Consider the following 20,436-nt stretch of genomic DNA (forward strand, 5'->3'; position numbering starts at 1 on the left):
AGTGAGTCAGCATCAACAAGTGTGAGCGATTCAACAAGCTCATCTGAAATGCAACATTCAATGCATCATGCACATAGTCATTCTCAACTTCCTAAACACCATGAAGATTTACCTGAAACTGGTGAAGAAAATTCAAATTCTTCAATACTTGTTTCAGCTGTTGCAACAATGTTGGCTGGTTTAGGTATGATTAGAAGATCTCGTAAAAATAAAAAAGATAATGATAGACAAAGACGTTAATAATTAAAAAGTAAGAGAACTTTAAAAGGCTAATGACTTCTCTCTTACAATTGAAAAAATTAATAGTTGTTTATAACGAAGGGTTTAAATGTCTATTAATATGAGTCGGATGTCTTTTCTAAAAAATAGAGACTAAAGCATAATATTTGGTAAATAGTTTTAATTTAAATACCGAAATATTTTATGTCTTTAGTCTCTTTGATATAATTAAACAAACGTTATTTAAAAATTTAGGTGGAATTATGTTCAAAGAACAAGAATATAAAGTGTTATATAAAAGAATTATTTTTACGTGTTTTATTTTAGTCATTTATATTTTTGGAAGTCACATTTCAATCGTTAGTTCTAATTCTTTTCATAGTGGCAATGATAGCTTTTTTAAACTTGCTATATCTAACGTTGGAGGAGATCTTACAAATTTAAATATTTTTTCATTAGGTCTAGGTCCTTGGTTAACATCGTTAATTCTAATCATGTTATTGAATTATAGAAATATAGATAAAATAACGAAACAAACACGTGCAGAAAAACATTATAAAGAGAGAATATTAACGTTACTATTTGCAGGTTTTCAAAGTTATTATGTAATTAACACATATATAAATAATAATTTTATTAAAGATAATAATATAATATTACTCATGCTGACTTTAATTACAGGTGCCATGCTATTAGTTTGGTTAGCTGACCAGAATATCACTTATGGCATCGCTGGACCTATGCCAATTGTACTTATAAGCTTAATTAAATCACTATTTAATAATCAGCATTTTGAAAGCATACACATCAATTCTTTACTAATTATTTTAACCATTATAGCTTTAATAATTGCCTTATTATTATTGTTATTTATTGAATTAACAGAGTATAGACTTAGTTATAGAGATATTATGAATAATGCAAACAAAAAATCGCCAACGTATTTAGCTTGGAAATTAAATCCAGCGGGTAGTATTTCAATTATGATGAGCTTATCTGTATTCGTACTTTTAAATAATTTAATCCATCTTATTGGAGCAATTTTTGGAAAGCATTTGAATTTGTATTTCTTAAGTTTTTCTAATCCAATAGGTATAACAAGTTACTTTGTTATTCAAATTATATTGAACTATGTCTTGTCTCGCTTTTTAATTAATACGAAAAGAAAAGCTGATGAATTTTTAAAAAATGGAAATTACTTTGATACTATTTATCCAGGTAAGGATACTGAACGTTTTTTAAATCGTAAAGCTCGAAAAGTATGTTGGATTGGAGCAATTATCGTAGCATTGATTCTTGCTTTTCCAATGTATTTGACATTACTTGCACCTGGTTTTTCTAAAGAAATATATTTTTCAGTACAACTTATTATATTGGTATACATCAGTATTAATATAGGAGAAACAATACGTACATATTTATATTTTGACCGTTATAAAGAAATTTTAAATAAATATTGGTAGGAGATTGTTATGAAACAGTTTATACCTGCATGGTATGACTCTAAAAATTGGTGGAATAGCACTACACAACCGTTTTATATAAAAAGAAAAGTCACAGAATTTGACGATATGATTAGTTTAATTTCTATGCATCAAAAAAATAATTCACAGTTCAATACCATTATTTTAAATTATCAACCGATGCTAAGATTATTTCTTCATAGACACGGGCTATATGAAATGTCTTATTGGTCACTTTTTGATGATATTCAAGGGGTAGCCCAAATGTCGCCACAAGCGATAGACTATAGAGATTTAGAATGGCCAGAAGATACCGAGTTTATCTATACGCCATTTCAAGTTATAGCAATTACCAGTGAAACTACTTATTCTAAAATGAATTTTAGCCAAGAAGGTTATCTCTTCGAAATAGAAACATATAAAGAGAAGTCATTGCAAGTTAAATATTTATTTGATGATAGAGGATTCATTTCTTCAATTGAAAAGTTTCAAAATAATGGACAACCTAGTTATAAAGAATATCTAGATATTAATGGTCATACTATTATGATACAAAGTCTTATAACACAAAAAGTTGAAATTTCTCGTGATTTTTATAGTCAATTTGAAAAAATAGAGTATTCGAGTATTGAAGAGATTATTTATGAAAAATTAAGTCAATATTATTTTAAATATATAGAACATCATGACAACGTCATCGTCGCAGCTGATCAACATCATAACGACATGATTAACAAGATATTTGATTTAAAAAATCTTTGTTTTTCAGTATTTACTCAACGTAATCGAACATTAGAGGAATCAATATTACAATCTATTATTCAGGCACAATATTGTATTGTAGATACATTAGAAAATGAACAACTTATTAAAGATTTTGTGAAAAAGCATGATATCGCTAACCACTTTAGTTTAATGCGTATTACACCCTTCGATGTACAAACGCTACCTAATATGAGTAGTCAACTCTATGAAACCAATATTGGAGTTTGGATAGATAGTTTAAATGAAGTAAGACTCAAAGAATTAATAGATATACTTATACAATATAGTGTAGAAAGAGAAAATATCAGATTGCATTTATTAACTAGAAAAGATGATACTGATATTCCAGAATGGCTTACTTATAAAATTAAAAATACTAACGAACAATTAAATAAAAATGAGGAACAGTTATCTTTAGAAGTACGAGATATTTTAGAAACAGAAATTGAAGAAATTGAATATATTAAACTTATTTTTGTACCTTTTGAGGAGCATTTATTGAAAGAAATGTCTCACTTACGAGTAATGATAGACTTAGGAAATGAGCCTGACTTATACTTGCAAATTTCAAGTATCAGTGTAGGTATTCCGCAAATAAATCAACTTAAAACGAATTATGTTGACCATAAACTAAATGGTTTAATTATTAATGATACGTCTGAATTGATTATGGCGCTAGATTTCTATCTATTAAATCTTAAAAATTGGAATTATTCATTTGCACACTCTATAAAATTAAGTGAAGAATTCAGTTCTTCTAAGATTATTACACAGTTAAACCATTTGATTGAAGGTGAAAATAATGGGACGTAAATTTAGAGTACTACAAATAGGAGGACATGATTTAGGTTCACTGTTTAAGGAAAAAGAAGATGTCGAATGGGATTATCTTGACGATGCAGTATTTCATTTTGAAAGTGGATATATTGATGCAGTTCAAGAGATTCTAAAGGTCTATGGTGAATTCAATCTTGTCTTTGTGCAAAGTCCATATTCACAATCACTCATGAAACTACTTCATTTAGTGAGTGTCCCGCATAATACAGTAATAGATTTTCATGTATGGTCAGACCTCTATGAAAATGATTCTTTAGTAAGATCTAAATTAATAAAACCTTTATATTATGAAAATGAAGAAATGTTACAACATAAATTATTTTCAGTCACTTTCGCGAAACAATATGGTGATAGAGTTTCCCCTATAAAAGTAATGGTCAATTCTAGTTTTAAAGGAGAATATCATTATCAAGGAAATAAGGCACTCGTACTTGAGGGAGATTTTGGAACGGAGTTTACACCATTACTTACATGGACACAAAATCTTGTTAATGATGCAAATATAGTTAACGAAATTTGGCCTGAATATACGATAGAAGGAGATATTGATCTTGAATATACGCTACGAATATTTCCATTTGGATCAACGGATATACCAGAAATGACCTTTCACTATCACCAAAAAGACTTATTGAACCCCATTCAATTACCACGATTATCTTATCAAGCGAATATAAGTGTGTCACTTAAAGCAAAAGGGAAAGGTAAGATTAGTGTTGGAGCAGTACATAAGAGATGGTCACGTCTTGAAATGGGACAATTTATTATGGGGGGGCAGCGATTTTCAGATAGTTCTAGAGATGAATTTATTTATTACTTTAATCCGGGTGATATGAAACCACCACTTAATGTTTATTTTAGTGGATATCGACCAGCCGAAGGATTCGAAGGCTTTTATATGATGACTAAAATGAATGCCCCATTTATGTTAATTAGTGATCCAAGGCTAGAAGGTGGCGCATTTTATTTAGGATCAGAGGAGTATGAACAAAAAATCATTAAGGTAATCAAAGAAGCTTTAAGATTTTTAAATTTTAAAGACAATGATTTAATATTATCTGGATTATCGATGGGGTCATTTGGTGCACTTTATTATGCTACTGTGCTTGAACCAGCTGCAGTTATTATAGGTAAGCCACTTATAAATATTGGTACGATTGCGAATAATATGAAACTACTTCGCCCTAATGAATTTGGTACTGCTAATGATGTGCTATTAACAAATGAGGGAGGAGTTTCAAAACAAGATATTGATAACATGGATCAACGTTTTTGGAATAAATTAAAACATAGTCACCTTTCTGATACTATATTTGCAATTGCATACATGGAGCATGATGATTACGATGCAATGGCATTTCACAATATATCACCTATATTAAGCAAACAACGTGCACATGTGATGAGTCGTGGCGTACCAGGTCGTCATAATGATGACTCACCAACAATAACAAACTGGTTTATTAACTTTTATAATATGATTTTAGAAGATAGATTTGGGAGAGATTCACATGCAAGCACTAAATAATTATCGTATTGAATGGCGCTATATCCATCCTTCAACATTTATGTATGGAACGACATTACAGTTTAAAAAAGAAGGTGCATTGTTTAAAAACCCGCTTATGCCTTCAGGAACAGTGATTCATGCTTGGCATATGCTCGCACGCTTTGATATGGACAAGGCAGTGCCCTCTCTTCCAATTTTAAGAAAAGGGCATCATTATGAAATTAAACTAAATTTCGAGGTTCAACCTCCACGTGCTGCATACGTTAAAGTCACATTTTATCGAAAAAATGATTCTGAATTGTCGTATGTAATTATTGAAAAGAAAGATGAAATCACAGAATTTAAATTTCCTCAAGAAGCCTATGCTTATAAAATTGAACTTATCAATTCTGGATTAAATTTTCTTTTATTTCATAATATCATTATTAGTGAGGCAGAAAATAAACATCTTAAAAATGATACCACTACAGATAAAATTGAAATAATAAATAAAATCATTCATCAGACCAACACTACTAATGGAGGGATATCATATGGCAAATCGATTGAATGATATGATTAATCATATCCGCTTAAAACGAATAGATAAACTACTATCTGAAGTCAATCGCTATAGTCAATTATTTGCCACATATTCTGATGAAGCGCTTCAAGCCAAAACTATCGAGTTTAAACAACGATTAAAAGATCAGAAATTGTCTCTAAATCAATTATTACCAGAAGCTTATGCTACGATACGTGAAGCATCTAAACGAGTGTTACATATGTATCCAAAAGACGTACAAGTCATGGGCGCTATAGTGATGCATCAAGGAAATATCGCTGAAATGCAAACAGGTGAAGGTAAAACATTAACTGCAACAATGCCTTTATATTTAAATGCATTAAGTGGGAAAACAGCTTATCTTATTACGACAAATGATTATTTAGCGAATCGAGATTTACAAGAAATGAAGCCATTATACGAATGGCTAGGTTTAACAGCATCTCTAGGTTTTGTAGATATACCTGATTATGAATATGATGAGGGAGAAAAAAAGAAATTATATAATCACGATATTGTCTATACGACGAATGGACGTTTAGGATTCGATTATTTATTTGATAATCTTGCTGATCATATTAATGCAAAATATTTGCCAGAACTTAATTTTGCAATCATCGATGAGATTGACTCTATTATATTAGATGCGGCGCAAACACCTCTTGTTATCTCAGGTGCACCACGTGTTCAATCAAATTTATTTCATATTGTTAAATTATTTATTGAGACATTAGAAGAAGATGAGCATTTTAAAGTAAATTTAAATAAGAAAGAAGTTTGGCTCACTAAAGAAGGAATTGAAAAAGCCAATCATTATTTTAAAATCGACAATATGTATAAAATTAAATATTTCGATTTAGTCCGTGTTATTAACTTATCATTACGTGCAAAGTATCTTTTTCAAGATAACCTAGACTATTTTATTTATAACGGAGAAGTGGTATTAATCGATCGTATTACTGGACGCATGTTGCCAGGTACTAAACTTCAATCAGGACTACATCAAGCACTTGAAGTAAAAGAAAATGTCGAATTATCACAAGACTTTAGTGTTATGGCAACAATTACTTTCCAGAATTTATTTAAGCTATTTAATAAATTTTCAGGTATGACAGGAACTGGAAAACTTGGAGAAAAAGAATTTTTTGAATTATATTCAAAAATAGTGATTCAAATCCCAACCCATCATCCAATTATACGCGAAGACAAAGAAGATAGAGTTTATATGAAATCTGAAGATAAAAACAAAGCAATACTTGAAAAGATAATTCATATTCATCAAACGAAGCAACCCGTATTACTTATTACGCGCACTGCTGAAGCTGCTGAATTTTTTTCTGCCCAATTATTTGAACAAAATATCCCTAATAATTTATTAATTGCTCAAAATGTAGCAAAAGAAGCACAAATGATTGCAGAAGCGGGACAGCAAGAGGCTGTTACCGTGTCTACAAGTATGGCAGGAAGAGGAACAGACATCAAACTTGGTAACGGGGTACACGAACTAGGTGGACTAGCAGTCATCATTAATGAACATATGGAAAATAGTAGAGTGGATCGACAACTTCGTGGCCGTGCTGGACGACAAGGAGATCCTGGACTGTCTCAAATATATGTTTCGTTAGATGATTATATTGTAAAACGATGGAGTAATACCAAATGGGCTAATAATGATAAAATCCAAAAAATAGATTACCAAAAATTACAATATAGTCCGTTTTTTAGAAATAAAGTGAGAAATATTGTGAAAAAAGCACAACGTGTGTCTGAAGAAACAGCGATGGTTAATCGAGAAATGGCAAATGAGTTTGAGAAAAGTATAGGTATTCAACGTGAACATATATATAAAGAACGTGATCGTATTTTGGCAACAGATGATTTTAAAGAATTTGATTTTGAACAATTAGCACGTGATGTTTTTGAATATGACATTAAAACAAAGTATATAGTCACTGAAAATGATGTAGTTCATTATATTTACAATCATCTAAGTTTTAATTTCAAAGATGAAACGATGACTCAACATCTTGAATCCAGAGAAAGTATTATCAATTTCCTTCTTCAGCAATTTAATAAACAATTAGAAAAGAACCTTAATACTGTTAATGATGCGTATTTAAAATTAAGATTTTTACAAAAAGCAATTCTTAAAGCTATTGATGTCGAATGGATTAATCAAGTAGATCAATTACAACAATTAAAAGCAAGTGTGAATAATCGTCAAAACGGCCAACGTAATGCGATTTTTGAATACCATAGAGTAGCATTAGAAACATATGAACATATGACAATGAATATTAAAAGAGAAATGATTCGAAACTTATGTCTAAGCATTTTAACATTTGATAAAAAGCAAGATTTAGTGATACATTTCCCATAAAGTTGAGGTGTTTTTTAGTGACCATTTATAATATAAATTTTGGAATTGGCTGGGCAAGTAGCGGAGTAGAATATGCACAAGCTTATCGCGCCAAATTATTAAGACAAATTAATCAATCAGCTAAATTTATTTTTTTAGATTTTATTTCATCTGAAAATATTCAAACATTAACCCACAATATTGGCTTTAAAGATGATGAAGTTATATGGTTATATCAATATTTTAGTGATATTAAGATAGCACCCACGACCTATACGATTGACCAACTGATTCAAGATTTAGGTAATCCTGTTACTGCACGTATTCAAACAGGAAAAGTATTACGTTTATATATTGGTAATGATCAATCTTATGTAAGTTGCTATTTAAAAGAGGAAGATAAAGAAGTTGTAGATCGTGCTGAGTTTGTTGTGAATGGAATGCTGATACGAAAAGATTATTATAGTTATGTTCGTACGTTTTCAGAGTATTATGCACCAAAGGATAATCGTGCCAAAGTGTATATGAGACAGTTTTATAATGAAGATGGTTCTGTGGTATATCGAGAGTATATTGATGGAAATTCGAGTATATATGTGTTTGATGATGCTAGATTATACAGTAAACAACATTTTGTAGCTTATTTCATGCAACAGTTACATTTAACTTCGGATGATATAGTCATTATTGATCGTTCTACAAAAGTAGGGCAAGCTATTCTTGAAAATAAAGGCCCTAGTAAAGTAGGAATTGTAGTTCACGCTGAACATTATAGTGAAAATTCAACAGATGATACTCATATTTTATGGAATAATTTCTATGAATATGTATTTTCTAAAGCCCCTTTTATTGATTTTTATATTACAGCCACAGATTTACAAAATAAAATCTTATCTGAGCAATTTAAAAAATACACATCATATCAACCACGTATACGCACGATTCCAGTGGGCAGTTTGCAACAGTTTAAATATCCTAAGGAACATCGTCAACCTTACTCGATGTTAACTGCCTCAAGACTAGCTAGTGAAAAACATGTAGACTGGATTGTTAAAGCAGCAATTAAAGCTAAAAAAGAAGTGCCTAAATTAAGATTTGATATATATGGGCATGGTGGCGAAAAATCAAATATTGAAAATATTATTAAAGAAAATCATGCAGAAGATTACATTCAATTAAAAGGACATGTCAACTTAGAAGATATTTATGCGAATTATGAATTATTTGTTTCTGCTTCTACAAGTGAAGGATTTGGGCTTACTTTAATGGAAGCAGTAGGTTCTGGTCTTGGTATGATAGGTTTTGCAGTCAATTACGGCAATCCTACATTTATTGAAGAGGGTAAGAATGGATATCTCATTCCAATAGAGAAAGACAATCAAAATATAGAAAATATTACTGATAGAATGGCAAAAAAAATCATTCAATATTTCAATAAAGGATTAACACGTCCTCATGACATGTCTTATAAAATTGCAAAACCTTATGAAACAACAAATATCACGCAAAAATGGCAAAATTTAATTAATGAGGTGCTACAATGATTAATTTATTTGAAACATTTAATGATGCATCACAAAAATTACAACAATCTCTTTATCTTGCGGATTATCGACATCCAACAATTGTGATGGATGACAATGGTTTTTTACCTGATGATGTCATATCGCCTTATAAATTTTTTGCTAATTATAAACAATTTAAAGATGATACACCAACTTTTTTTAATGAGGTGAATATTCCTCCTTTATGGGAAATTGCGGGAAATCAAAATATTGCAGAAGTTATTGATAATGGCAAAGTGAGAGGGCGCATATTTTACCGTGAACATTTTAAAAATAGAATTGTAAATTTTGTTGAATGGTTTGATGAAAAAGATCGTTTACGTTCAGTCGATCATTACACTAAAGAGGGAGTCAAATTTGCACAAACGGTATATGATTTAGAAAAAAATCCCATCTTAAAAACATATGTGAATCGTGAAGGTAAAGAAATCATATATGAAAACTTTGTTACTAGAGACATTGTACTAGATTGGAAGGGTCAATCTTATTTCTTTGCATCCAAACACGACTTCATTATTTTCTTTTTGAATCAATTAGATATAGATATTTCTAAGATTATTATTAATTCTCTTGCAACCCCATTTTTTGTACTTTATTATTCTGATTTTGTTAAACAAGCCGTACTATTTTGGCAAGAAAATAGTGAGAGTCGTGTTCCAGGAAATATGAAGCTCTTATTAGATAAAGAACAATGTCAGTCATCGGTTATTATTCCAGATAAACAAGAATATGAACGTATTATAAGCCATATCGAAGCTAATTATATAGATAGTATTCAATCAGCGGGATATTTATATAATTATCAAAGAAATAATAAATATACAAAACGCATACTAAATTTAACAAACTCTGATGATATTCCATATATTGAAGAATTGATAAAATTACATCCAGAGTTTGAATTTCATATCGGCGCTATAACTGAAATGTCTTCTAAATTATTAAATTTAGAGCAGTATTCAAATGTAGTGCTTTATCCAACAGTTACGCCAAAAACAGTTGATCGTTTATTTAAAAAATGTGACATTTATTTAGATGTTAATCATGGTGGTGAAATTTTAAATGCACTTGAAAGGGCTATGTTAAACAATCAACTTATACTTGGTTATAAAGAAACAATACATCGACCTTCTTTTGTGGCAGATGACAATATAATTTCAATGCAACACTATCATGACTTAAGTAACATCTTAAATATTATTGTGAAAAATAAAGAACAATTTAAAGAACGACTTAAACAACAAAAGCTACACAATAATCAAATTGATAAACGACAATTTAAAAAGACTTTAAAACAAATATTAGGATCAATTTAAGTATTTAGAGTTTAGGGGTGATACATTGGAAACAGTATATCTAGCTGGAGGGTGTTTGTGGGGTGTACAAGCATTTATTAAAACATTGCCAGGCGTTATAGCTACTGAAGCAGGACGTGCGAATGGAACGACGCAGCGACTTGATGATGAATATGATGGCTATGTAGAATGCGTTAAAACAGTTTTTAATCCTGACATCACTTCAATTCATGATTTAATGCATTATTTATTTGAAATCATAGACCCATACAGTCTGAATAAGCAAGGCGTAGATAAAGGACCTAAATATCGTACAGGTGTTTATAGTGAAAATGAGAACCATCTTAAAGAAGCACAACAATTCATTCAACAACGTTCAGATAGAGATAAAATCGTTGTGGAAGTACGTCCTTTAGAAAATTATGTTAAAAGTGCAGACGAACATCAAGATAGATTAGATAAACATCCTGAAGATATATCATTATGTCACATCTCTAAAAGTATTTTAAATAAATACAACTAAAAGGAATGGGACAGCATTCTTATCGTATTCGTTGTCCCATGTGCGCTTTATTATTTCTTAGAAAATGTATCGATAAGACTAAGTGCAGCTAAACCTAATAAATCTAAAGCATGTTGTGCCCCAACCTTACCATGACCTGCCTCAAGGCGTTTATATACTGCAACGCTTAATACACTAAACGTGACAAGTGATCCTAAGCGAGAGATATTTTTATGCAAGAAACTTGTGGCAAACAAACCCGATGCAATGAACTCAATCACACCTGCTAATTTCATTGCACGTTCCGATAATTTAAAATCTTGTGTAAATAGTTGTTTAGTATAAGGGTTACCGGTAAGTTTACGTTTTGAAGCGGCATACAAATCTTTAGCGAGTTTTAAATTGGTAGCATAACGTAATATCATTATCTAAACGCTCCTTTATATTATATTTTTTAGTTAAACTAAGTATAAAAGTCGCGTTAAAAAAAGTTAAATAAAAACGTTCAGCATAAATGTGTAATGCATTCACGCTGAACGTTTTTATTTATATAGTTATTGAATTAGTTTTTACCGAATGTATCAGCAAAACTTAAAGCAGCTAAGCCAAGTAAATCTAAAGCGTGTTGTGCGCCTTCTTTACCATGACCAGCTTCAAAGTGTTTGTAAGCTGCAACGCCTAATACACCAAATGTTGCAATAGAACCTAAACGAGAAATATTTTTGTTTAAGAAGCTTGCAGCAAATAATGCAGCAGCAGTAGCTTCTACTGTGCCTGCTAATTTAACTGATTTTTCTGGTAAACCAAATACATTTTTAAATGTATCAATCATTTCTTGACTACCTTGTAATTTTGGTTTTGATGAATCATATAATTCTTTTGCAAGTTTTAAATTTGCAGCATAACGTAAGATCATTAATAAGTACTCCTTTTTTAGTTAAATTATTTTATTATAAAATAAGTATAATTTTTATACTAGAAATTATATGATTATTGGTAAGTAAAGTCAATAAAAAGCGTTAGATAATTATCTTTTTATAAGAAAGTGTTAATCAGTACACTTTAGAAACTATATTGAACGTGTCATAATAATACTGTTGTGAAAAAATCTATGAAAGGAGTTATACTATGGAAACATCGGTGAATTATAATCGAATGACTACAATTTTCTTTATTTCAGGTATTATTGTTATGGCAAGTTTATATACTGCTTTACCCCTTACCTCGGTATTCGCAAAAGATTTTGGCATTTCAAATGCTGTTGCCTCACTAAATGGTGTGATCTTTTCATTTACGTATTCAATAAGTTGTCTATTTTATGGTACAATTTCTGAAAAATTTGGACGTATTCGTACGATTTTATTTGGACTTATTGGACTCGTCATTATATGTTTACTTATAGGCTTCATTCATTCGTTCACACTACTTATTATTCTTCGTGCAATTCAAGGTATATGTGCGGCAGCTTTTTCACCTGTATCTATTACTTATGTCACTGAAACATATTCACCAGTAAAACGTGTGACTGCGATTAGTTTTATTAGTACAAGTTTTATGTTGTCTGGTGTCATTGGCCAAAACTTGAGTGAAATTGTAGTACGTTATTCTAATTGGCATATGGTTTATTTCATATTGACATTACTCTACATTCTTATAGCAATACTCATTTATAAATTCGTTCCAGAAAGTCCAGTGAAAAATCCTCAACTCAAACTAGTAGGTTTCTTCAAAAACTTTAAAGATTTTAAAGATAATAAAATAGTCATATTATGTTATCTTATTTCTTTATCCTTACTTACCATGTTCATTAGTATGTATACAATTTTTAATCATTATATTACTTCTGATATTGTGGGTGGCTCGGAAGCAACAGCAATTAATGCTAAACTCTTTGGTATTATTGGGATGTTACTTTCATTATTAGCAGGTCGTATGAGTGAGCGAATAGGAGTTAAACAAGTGATTGTAGGAGCATTAATTGTTAGTATCGTTTCTCTTATTTTAATGGGCTTCACTACAAACGTTATTTTATTGGTGATATGGAGTGTAATATTTGTAGGAGGTATTGCGTTTGCAATTCCATCGACGATTTCAAAAGTAGGCATGGTTGTTAATCGTAATCAAGGTTTCTTCTTATCCGTTAATACATTTATTCTGTTTTTAGGAACAGCCATTGCGCCATTATTGATGATTCTTATTCAACCATTATCTAATTTTACATTACAATTTATAATAATTGCGGCCATTGGAATCATCGCCCTTATAGTCGCTTTACTTTTACCACGTAGAAAAAATGTAATACGATGACATTATGGGTATCGAAAGCATTCAAATTCAAAATGAGTTTGGATGCTCATTTTTTATAAGTTGAGTTGTCAAATTAAGTGCAACAACTTAGAATTTAAAAGTTCATAGGACATCTTCCAATTAAGACACTTTCTAGGTCGATGGTTAATAGAGATGCCCACTATTCCTTTCCATTAAAAAATGAATTAAACAACGTGGAGCAACCTACTTGGCTAGATGTCTTCCATTGATAACTTATGTAGAAGTAGATGGACATGTGATGACAGGACAAAACACATAATCCACTTTTCAAGTAGGACGTGAAGTCAAAGCATTATTAGACTATTTACAGTTTAAAGATATATCTAAAATGTCATGCAATGTAGCAAAAATCTCATCTACACTATAATTGTAATCATTTTCTACCCAACGTCTTAAGACCTCTATCATGCCACTGCTATAAAAATCTGCAATAATTTCAGGATGATGACTGTGTTTAATTTTTAAAGAAAGTGGATCATTTTGACTTTTTACGCTATCTAACATTAATTCACGACTTACATGCGTTAGATTACGAAAGACATCCGCTTGACGAGAAGAGGTCAGTAAATGTTTAAATACTTTCTTATGTTCTCCGATAAAATAGATGAATTGTTGAAAAGATTCTTCTGTAGAAAGAAAAGGTCGAGTATCTTCATGATGAAATTGAGTTGCGATATAGTCAGGTAAAGAGAATAGAAGATCGTATTTATCTTGGAAATAACGATAAAATGTACTACGATTAATTTCTGCGTTATCACAAATTTTTTGAATTGTTATTTCGTCAAAATGATAATCATTTAATAATTTAAATACAGTTGCGTTTATATGTTTAATCATACGCTTTTGATTGGCAGTAGGCATAATCCGAAAATACTCCTATTCATTTTTTCTAGTTCGAAAGTTTGACTTATTAAAAGTAAAGTATCATAAACTTTAGAATAATTCCAAATATACATCTTTAATATGATAATAAAAAAGTGTGACGATAGAATATTTAATATTCTTCGCCACACTTAATTGTCAAATAAAGTGTCAATTTAATATTTATTTAGTGTCGATATCTTTTAACCAATCATCGACGTTGTGATCATGATTGTCTACATAATCTTTTGCTACTTGTTCAGGATTTTTACTTTTAACAAAGATGTTTTTAGCTAAACGTTCCTCATCTTTTTGATCCCAATCTTTTGCCATACGTGTTGCAATGTCATATGCCGCTGGATGTTTTTCTTTAAAATTATGATTGAATACTAAATCAATATGTTGCTTATTATTTCCATAAATTTTGTCTGGATCTTTAAGCATTTTGACATCTAATTCTTTAGAGAACCAATTTGGTTCCATTGATGTGAAAAGAATAGGTTGTTGTTGTTGATATGCTTTTTGAATTTTTTTGAATTGTTCCTGATCGGAACTTTTATCTAGGCTATATTTACTCAAATCGTCTCTATCTAATTCATCATTCGTTTGTTGCATAACACCATTTCTGTTATCAGTACCTTGAATTGTCCAATCTACAGATTTACCAAAATCTTTATCATCTTTTAAATCTTTAATTGAATCAATGTTCTGAACATATTTAGGTACTGCTAATCCAACATTAACATGATCAATTAAATGTTTCTCATCATATAAAGTAAGTGTATCTTTAAATTTATCATAATATCTTTTATCTGTTTCTGGAAAAATACCTGAAGCATGAAATGCATCATCACTTGCAGACACTGTTGCATATAATGGTCCACTTGCTGGCACAGGTGTAGTTGTAACATCATAACCAGCTTTCTTTAATACTTCCGCAATCACAAGTGAACGTGCAGTTGAATTATCACTTGCAATATAAGGGATTTCAATCGTTTTGTCTCCTAATTCGGTTTTACTTTGTGTAGAGGAGTTGGATTGACTATTCCCACAGGCGCTTAAAACTATGGCTAGTGTGAGTGTGGCTAATAGTACTAAAAATTTTGATACGCGTGATTTAAGCATCAATATCTTTCGCCTCCCTGATCATCTTTTCTATTGTCTGTATGACTCGTTTGATATTTATCGTAAACATGTTGATTATGTTCGCGGGCATAAAGCATCAATGCTTTAAATAATACATCCTGCTCCGTATTATTATCAGTTAAATCTTTGTATAGGTGTGTGGTTTTATCAAAATAAGTTGTAGTGTCATGCTGTTCTTGTCGCTTAGAATGAACCGTTTCAGGTGTACCTTCTTCGGTATATAAAGCTTCGTAATCAACATCATCATATGCATTATAATTATTAGAATGGGTAGCATAGCTGCGATTTTGATGTTGATAAGATACATCTTGTGTATCAACGAATTCTCTATAACGAGGGGCCTCTGAATGTTTGTAATTAGAAGTAGAAGATTCATGATGTTCTTCTAATGCTTTACCTTCAACGTCAATTTTAGGTAATATAACACCTAACCATTTCGGTAAGTACCAAGATGCATTACCGAATAATTTAGTTAAAGCAGGAATTAATGTCATTCTGACAATAAAAGCATCAAATAATACACCAAATGCAAGAGAAAGACCCATTGATTTAATTGCAGTATCATCTTGGAAGATAAAGGCAATAAACACACTGAACATAATTAATGCAGCGGCAACGATAACTGGACCACTTTCTTTAATACCTACGCGAATAGAGTGATCATTATCTCCAGTTTTGCTGTATTCTTCATGAACACGTGTCATTAAGAATAATTCATAGTCAATGGCTAATCCGAATAATAAACCGATTGTAATAACAGGTAAAAAGGCAAGTAATGGACCTGTATTGTCTACACCAAATAGACTACTCATCACACCATCTTGCATGACTAAGGTTGTAAATCCAAGGGTTGCCATTAATGATAAGACAAATCCAAGTACTGCTTTTAATGGCACAAGGATAGATCTAAATACAATCATAAGTAAAATAAATGCTAGTATAACGATAACGCTAGCGAATACTGGGATAGCATCATTCAGTTTTTCTGACATATCGATATTAATGACGCTTTGACCAGAAATCTCAGTGTCATAATGATATTTATCTTCGGCATCTTTGTGATAATCTCTCAATTCATATACAAGATCTGTGGTAGATTTAGCGTTTGGACCTTCATTTGGAATAATCGTAAAGATAGCATAGTGATTATTACCATTCAATTGTGCTTTAGATACTGTATCTACATTATCTAAAGCTTCTATATCTCTACGCATATTACTTAAATCATTTTCAATTGATGTTTTACTTCCACCATCTTTAGTATTCACTAACATTACAATTTGTCCGTTATAGCCTTCACCAAAATTATCTGAAATCAGTTGATACGCTTTATGCTCAGAAGAATCGTTTGGTTTAAGACTGTCATCAGGAATACCAAGACGCATGCCTGTGATTGGAATGATAGCTAGAATAAGAATCACTAAACTAATAATCGTTGCAAGCACAGGTTTACCTACAACGAATTTAGCCCATGGATGATGTTTAGGGTCTTTATTTTTAGTAGGCTTATTTTTAATTTTAATACTTTTATGGAAAATACTAATTAATGCAGGAAGTAATGTTAAGGCTGCTAAAACAGCGAATAACACACTAATAGCTGAAGCAAATCCCATAATTGCTAAGAAATCAATGCCTACTAGTGATAAACCACACACTGCCATCATTACTGTAATACCAGCAAAGATAACAGCACTACCTGCAGTACCTACTGCTTTACCAATTGCTTCTACCGTGGCAGTACCTGATTTTTTAATTTCTTTATATCTAAATAGAATAAATAAAGAATAGTCAATACCTACCGCTAAGCCAATCATTACAGCTAGTGTTAATGTGAAGTTTGGAATGTCAAACATAAATGTAAGTAATGAAATCATACCGACACTTGTTGCTAAACCAAGAATCGCACTAATAATTGGCATACCTGCTGCAATAAGAGAGCCAAATGTGATAAGTAAAATAATGAAAGCAACTACGATACCTACTATTTCAGAAACACCACCAGGTTCAGAGCCCATTGACATACCAGTTGTTTTTTCAATTTGAATGTTGTGATTATCTTTAATATCTTGAAGTGCTTTATTTACTATCTTTTTAGATGAATCTTGCATACTTGTTTGAGGGACAACATAGCTGATATTAGCAATAGCTGTATCGCCTTCACTATTGACCTGTCCCGACTCATATGGATTAGAAATGTTTTGTATATAATCATCATCTTGTTTAATATTATCTAAGGCATCCTCTATGTCTTTTTTCGTTGTTTTATCTTTCAATCCATCCTCTTTATTTGAATGAAAGACAATCTTCATGGACGCTTTTTCACTGTCTTGATGAAATTCTTTACTGATTTTATCATTCGTATCAATGGATTTTAATCCATTCATTTTGATATCACTATCAAATTTTGGTGAAGTAACTAATAGAGGCGCAATCACTACACCAAGTACGACTAACCATATAATAATACTTAGCCATTTATGCTTAGCGATAAATGTACCAAGTTTATATAATAGATTTGCCAATATAATACCTCCTTTTATTGTTAAAATAGCGTTATTAGACAATGTACGTTAATAGAACGTATTTTATAATTTAACAAGAGTTTGATTATATGTGTACCATTAAAAAATTTAAGACGTTGGAAAATGCAACATTTTATTAAAATTGTTGTTTTTTTATAGAAGAAGTGAGGAGGAGCATAAAAAAGAGAAGGATAACATTCATTTAAAATTCGTTATCCTTCTCTTTATGATATGTATAAATTTAAGCTACGAAATATCCGATAAGACAAATTGCACCAATGAGTACAAATAAAACGCCAGGTAAATATATTTTTTCTCTAAGATCAATATCTTGTCTATATACGACGAAGCTACTAATAGAGATGAGTATGATACCCACTACTAGTAAAATAATAGAAAGTATAAGCATCAACTCAGCCTCCTTCATATCAAAATTGATGAAAACGGTGTTCTCTTAATTTTATTATATTAGGAACAGACAAATTTTTATAGCGATTTATTAATATAATGTAAAAATGTTATCATTTTTATAGTTATTTATTAATAAAATTTATAATAAATTTACATTTAATAAAATAATTAAAAGGAGTAGAAAATGAATTCTACAAGAATTGTTTTCTACTCCTTTGGTTATATAAATGATCTTTTCATCTCATTGACGTCTAAATACTTTCATTTTTTAAAGAATAGATTAATGTCATAAAGTTTTGAATAAGAGAAGTGAGACGATGATCTGCCCGGTAAACGATAGAGATATAGCTTGAAGGTGGGCCTTCTTTTAATGACTTACCAATAATATTAGGATGATGGAATAAGGTGCTTTGGCTTACAAGACTTAGATAATTAGAATCTTTAATAATTGTTAATATACTACTAATACTATTTGATTCCATATGAACATTTAAATCAATAAAATTGTTTTTTCGCCAATCATCAATACTTTCTCGTGTTGAACCACTACTATGAATAATGAAACGATACGCATTTAAATCTTCTAATGAAATATCTGTTTTTGAAGCCAAAGGATGTCTTTTATCCATTGCGATAACAAGTGGATTTTCTTGAAGACGTTTCACTTTCAATTCTTTTTCATTGAATCCTTTTTCTGAAATAACACCGATATCAATCTCTCTATCTTTTATTTTATTTAGTATTATAGGAGCAGTATCTACAATTAAATTAATATCAATATTTGGATAATCATGCATATATTTTTTTAAAGTGCTAGGAAGAATACTATAAATAGGTGCATGGCTTGCTCCAACGCGTAAAGTTCCACGTTTAGATTGTTTGAATTCTTCAATCATATTTGTTGTTTCATCAATTAAATTTAGCATTTTATTAGAATTACGATAAAGTAAGTCTCCAGCATCGGTTAAATTGAAACATTTTCCTTTTTTAAAATATAAAGGTATTCCAAGTTCGTTATTTAAATTTTTTAGATGAAATGTTACAGTTGGTTGCGTTATCCCCAGTTTTTCAGCAACAGCATTTTCATTCTGCAATTCAACAAAATTTTTAAAAATCATCATTTGTTTTGTATTCATAAATTAATTCCCCAAAATATATAAATTTTTTCTATTCTATTATTTATATTAAAGAAAGAATTTTGAGGTTACGTTAATAAATTGTTTAAAGTTAGTTAATGTTGATACATTATAATGGGATATACAGTATCATCAGTAGAGGATTGAATAAAAATTTTGTTACGCTCTCATGTATTAAATTAAAAATTGAGGGTAATAACAATGTTGCGTAACAAATCTTACAACATAAAGCATTTACATTTAAGGAGAGATTTACATGTCAGAAAGACTACTTGTGATTTCTGATATTCATGGACATCGAAAAGCCCTTTCCATACTTTTAAAACGAGCAAAATATAATCCCAAAAAAGATCAACTCGTACTTATGGGGGATTATGTCAATAATGGACCGGATTCATTTGGAACATTAAAATTAGTTAAAAGGTTAAAACGACGTGGTGCGATTGCTTTAGCAGGTAACCATGAAATGCGCTGGTTAAATAGTAAAAATAAAAAGATTAAGCGTTGGCATGCGTTCTTACGTGAATTATCTGCTGTTGAAGTGATTGGTAATTATATTTTTGCACATGCAGGAATAGATACCAATAAACCTTTGAATAAGCAGATTAAAGAATATACTACTGGGCATTATTCACATTCGCTTAATCGTCAGATTCCTAAAAATAAATATCTAGTTCATGGCCATGTACCGAATTATCGCTATGGATTAAAAAAAGACGACATTTATAAAAATAAAAATGAACTATCTATAGATACAGGCGCAGGACATAATAAGTTTTTATCGCTGATTGATTTAACAGGTCAATATCAGTATTCAATAGAGGTAACGAATATTCGAAAAATGAATATAAAACGCTTAAAAATATAATAGTTAATGGTGTTTAATCTTTGATGAAAATAAATAAATAAAAATATAATAAGACATTCAAGTTTTATGTAAAATGTTATATAATGAAATGGAATATCACTAAAA

17 protein-coding genes and 1 pseudogene are annotated in these 20,436 nt (G+C 30.5%); 11 read left to right on the forward strand and 7 right to left on the reverse strand.

The window, feature by feature from the left end:
* The 9 genes from HMPREF2629_RS01900 to HMPREF2629_RS01940 all read left to right on the forward strand — a co-directional run.
* Positions 1–240, forward strand: a 240-nt coding sequence (locus HMPREF2629_RS01900) for an LPXTG cell wall anchor domain-containing protein (RefSeq protein ID WP_070813110.1), incomplete at its 5' end; no start/stop codon positions are given.
* 242 nt (positions 241–482) lie between these two features.
* Positions 483–1,682 carry an accessory Sec system protein translocase subunit SecY2 gene (gene secY2 / locus HMPREF2629_RS01905; protein ID WP_002454726.1) on the forward strand — a complete coding sequence of 400 codons (1,200 nt, stop codon included), beginning with the start codon at positions 483–485 and terminating at the stop codon, positions 1,680–1,682.
* Between the two features lie 9 nt (positions 1,683–1,691).
* Positions 1,692–3,260, forward strand: a complete 1,569-nt coding sequence (gene asp1 / locus HMPREF2629_RS01910) for an accessory Sec system protein Asp1 (protein WP_002454727.1) — start codon at positions 1,692–1,694, stop codon at positions 3,258–3,260.
* On the forward strand, positions 3,250–4,812 hold the full coding sequence (gene asp2 / locus HMPREF2629_RS01915) for an accessory Sec system protein Asp2 (protein WP_002454728.1): 1,563 nt from the start codon (positions 3,250–3,252) through the stop codon (positions 4,810–4,812). Before asp1 ends, asp2 begins: the two co-directional genes overlap by 11 nt.
* Entirely contained in the window at positions 4,796–5,347 is a 552-nt protein-coding gene (asp3, locus tag HMPREF2629_RS01920; protein ID WP_002454729.1) for an accessory Sec system protein Asp3, read from the forward strand. Before asp2 ends, asp3 begins: the two co-directional genes overlap by 17 nt.
* The gene (secA2, locus tag HMPREF2629_RS01925; protein WP_070813111.1) at positions 5,328–7,718 is read left to right on the forward strand and encodes an accessory Sec system translocase SecA2; all 2,391 of its coding nucleotides are present in this window, start codon (positions 5,328–5,330) and stop codon (positions 7,716–7,718) included. The genes asp3 and secA2 overlap by 20 nt, the downstream gene beginning before the upstream one ends.
* 17 nt (positions 7,719–7,735) lie before the next feature.
* Positions 7,736–9,241 carry an accessory Sec system glycosyltransferase GtfA gene (gene gtfA, locus HMPREF2629_RS01930; RefSeq protein ID WP_070813112.1) on the forward strand — a complete coding sequence of 502 codons (1,506 nt, stop codon included), beginning with the start codon at positions 7,736–7,738 and terminating at the stop codon, positions 9,239–9,241.
* Positions 9,238–10,578, forward strand: a complete 1,341-nt coding sequence (gene gtfB / locus HMPREF2629_RS01935) for an accessory Sec system glycosylation chaperone GtfB (RefSeq protein ID WP_002454732.1) — start codon at positions 9,238–9,240, stop codon at positions 10,576–10,578. Before gtfA ends, gtfB begins: the two co-directional genes overlap by 4 nt.
* A 25-nt stretch (positions 10,579–10,603) precedes the next feature.
* On the forward strand, positions 10,604–11,080 hold the full coding sequence (locus HMPREF2629_RS01940; RefSeq protein WP_002449282.1) for a peptide-methionine (S)-S-oxide reductase: 477 nt from the start codon (positions 10,604–10,606) through the stop codon (positions 11,078–11,080).
* Between the two features lie 50 nt (positions 11,081–11,130).
* Here the strand turns inward: HMPREF2629_RS01940 and HMPREF2629_RS01945 are convergent, their stop codons facing one another.
* Together HMPREF2629_RS01945 and HMPREF2629_RS01950 are read right to left on the reverse strand one after the other, a co-directional pair.
* Positions 11,131–11,484, reverse strand: coding sequence for a hypothetical protein (locus HMPREF2629_RS01945; protein WP_070813113.1), 354 nt, complete (start codon positions 11,482–11,484; stop codon positions 11,131–11,133).
* Between the two features lie 137 nt (positions 11,485–11,621).
* A complete protein-coding gene (locus HMPREF2629_RS01950; RefSeq protein WP_002449545.1) occupies positions 11,622–11,975 on the reverse strand; it encodes a DoxX family protein in 354 nt (117 codons plus the stop codon).
* A 212-nt stretch (positions 11,976–12,187) separates the two neighbouring features.
* Between HMPREF2629_RS01950 and HMPREF2629_RS01955 the strand changes: the two genes are divergently transcribed.
* Positions 12,188–13,366: an MFS transporter gene (locus tag HMPREF2629_RS01955; protein WP_019834759.1), complete on the forward strand. Its 1,179-nt coding sequence runs from the start codon at positions 12,188–12,190 to the stop codon at positions 13,364–13,366.
* Between the two features lie 321 nt (positions 13,367–13,687).
* On the opposite strand, the gene HMPREF2629_RS01960 is transcribed toward HMPREF2629_RS01955, so the two are convergent.
* From HMPREF2629_RS01960 to HMPREF2629_RS01975, 5 genes and pseudogenes are all read right to left on the reverse strand, one after another.
* On the reverse strand, positions 13,688–14,248 hold the full coding sequence (locus HMPREF2629_RS01960) for a TetR/AcrR family transcriptional regulator (protein ID WP_049434737.1): 561 nt from the start codon (positions 14,246–14,248) through the stop codon (positions 13,688–13,690).
* 183 nt (positions 14,249–14,431) lie between these two features.
* On the reverse strand, positions 14,432–15,373 hold the full coding sequence (locus HMPREF2629_RS01965; protein ID WP_019834761.1) for a glycine betaine ABC transporter substrate-binding protein: 942 nt from the start codon (positions 15,371–15,373) through the stop codon (positions 14,432–14,434).
* A 385-nt stretch (positions 15,374–15,758) separates the two neighbouring features.
* Positions 15,759–17,916, reverse strand: a pseudogene (locus HMPREF2629_RS01970) (MMPL family transporter); the annotation flags it as partial.
* A 241-nt stretch (positions 17,917–18,157) separates the two neighbouring features.
* Entirely contained in the window at positions 18,158–18,325 is a 168-nt protein-coding gene (locus HMPREF2629_RS11120; protein ID WP_170076316.1) for a hypothetical protein, read from the reverse strand.
* 253 nt (positions 18,326–18,578) lie between these two features.
* Positions 18,579–19,463: a LysR family transcriptional regulator gene (locus tag HMPREF2629_RS01975; RefSeq protein ID WP_070813115.1), complete on the reverse strand. Its 885-nt coding sequence runs from the start codon at positions 19,461–19,463 to the stop codon at positions 18,579–18,581.
* A gap of 256 nt (positions 19,464–19,719) precedes the next feature.
* On the opposite strand from HMPREF2629_RS01975, the gene HMPREF2629_RS01980 reads away from it, so the two are divergent.
* The gene (locus HMPREF2629_RS01980) at positions 19,720–20,331 is read left to right on the forward strand and encodes a metallophosphoesterase (RefSeq protein WP_070813116.1); all 612 of its coding nucleotides are present in this window, start codon (positions 19,720–19,722) and stop codon (positions 20,329–20,331) included.
* The last annotated feature ends 105 nt before the right edge of the window (positions 20,332–20,436 follow it).

Source organism: Staphylococcus sp. HMSC034C12, from assembly GCF_001835895.1.
Taxonomy (GTDB): domain Bacteria; phylum Bacillota; class Bacilli; order Staphylococcales; family Staphylococcaceae; genus Staphylococcus; species Staphylococcus hominis.

Coding starts and splice junctions, on each gene's coding strand:
- secY2 (WP_002454726.1), top strand. CDS start 483: ATGTTCAAAGAACAAGAATATAAAGTGTTATATAAAAGAATTATTTTT.
- asp1 (WP_002454727.1), top strand. CDS start 1,692: ATGAAACAGTTTATACCTGCATGGTATGACTCTAAAAATTGGTGGAAT.
- asp2 (WP_002454728.1), top strand. CDS start 3,250: ATGGGACGTAAATTTAGAGTACTACAAATAGGAGGACATGATTTAGGT.
- asp3 (WP_002454729.1), top strand. CDS start 4,796: ATGCAAGCACTAAATAATTATCGTATTGAATGGCGCTATATCCATCCT.
- secA2 (WP_070813111.1), top strand. CDS start 5,328: ATGGCAAATCGATTGAATGATATGATTAATCATATCCGCTTAAAACGA.
- gtfB (WP_002454732.1), top strand. CDS start 9,238: ATGATTAATTTATTTGAAACATTTAATGATGCATCACAAAAATTACAA.
- HMPREF2629_RS01945 (WP_070813113.1), bottom strand. CDS start 11,484: ATGATATTACGTTATGCTACCAATTTAAAACTCGCTAAAGATTTGTAT.
- HMPREF2629_RS01950 (WP_002449545.1), bottom strand. CDS start 11,975: ATGATCTTACGTTATGCTGCAAATTTAAAACTTGCAAAAGAATTATAT.
- HMPREF2629_RS01955 (WP_019834759.1), top strand. CDS start 12,188: ATGGAAACATCGGTGAATTATAATCGAATGACTACAATTTTCTTTATT.
- HMPREF2629_RS01960 (WP_049434737.1), bottom strand. CDS start 14,248: ATGCCTACTGCCAATCAAAAGCGTATGATTAAACATATAAACGCAACT.
- HMPREF2629_RS01965 (WP_019834761.1), bottom strand. CDS start 15,373: ATGCTTAAATCACGCGTATCAAAATTTTTAGTACTATTAGCCACACTC.
- HMPREF2629_RS11120 (WP_170076316.1), bottom strand. CDS start 18,325: ATGCTTATACTTTCTATTATTTTACTAGTAGTGGGTATCATACTCATC.
- HMPREF2629_RS01975 (WP_070813115.1), bottom strand. CDS start 19,463: ATGAATACAAAACAAATGATGATTTTTAAAAATTTTGTTGAATTGCAG.
- HMPREF2629_RS01980 (WP_070813116.1), top strand. CDS start 19,720: ATGTCAGAAAGACTACTTGTGATTTCTGATATTCATGGACATCGAAAA.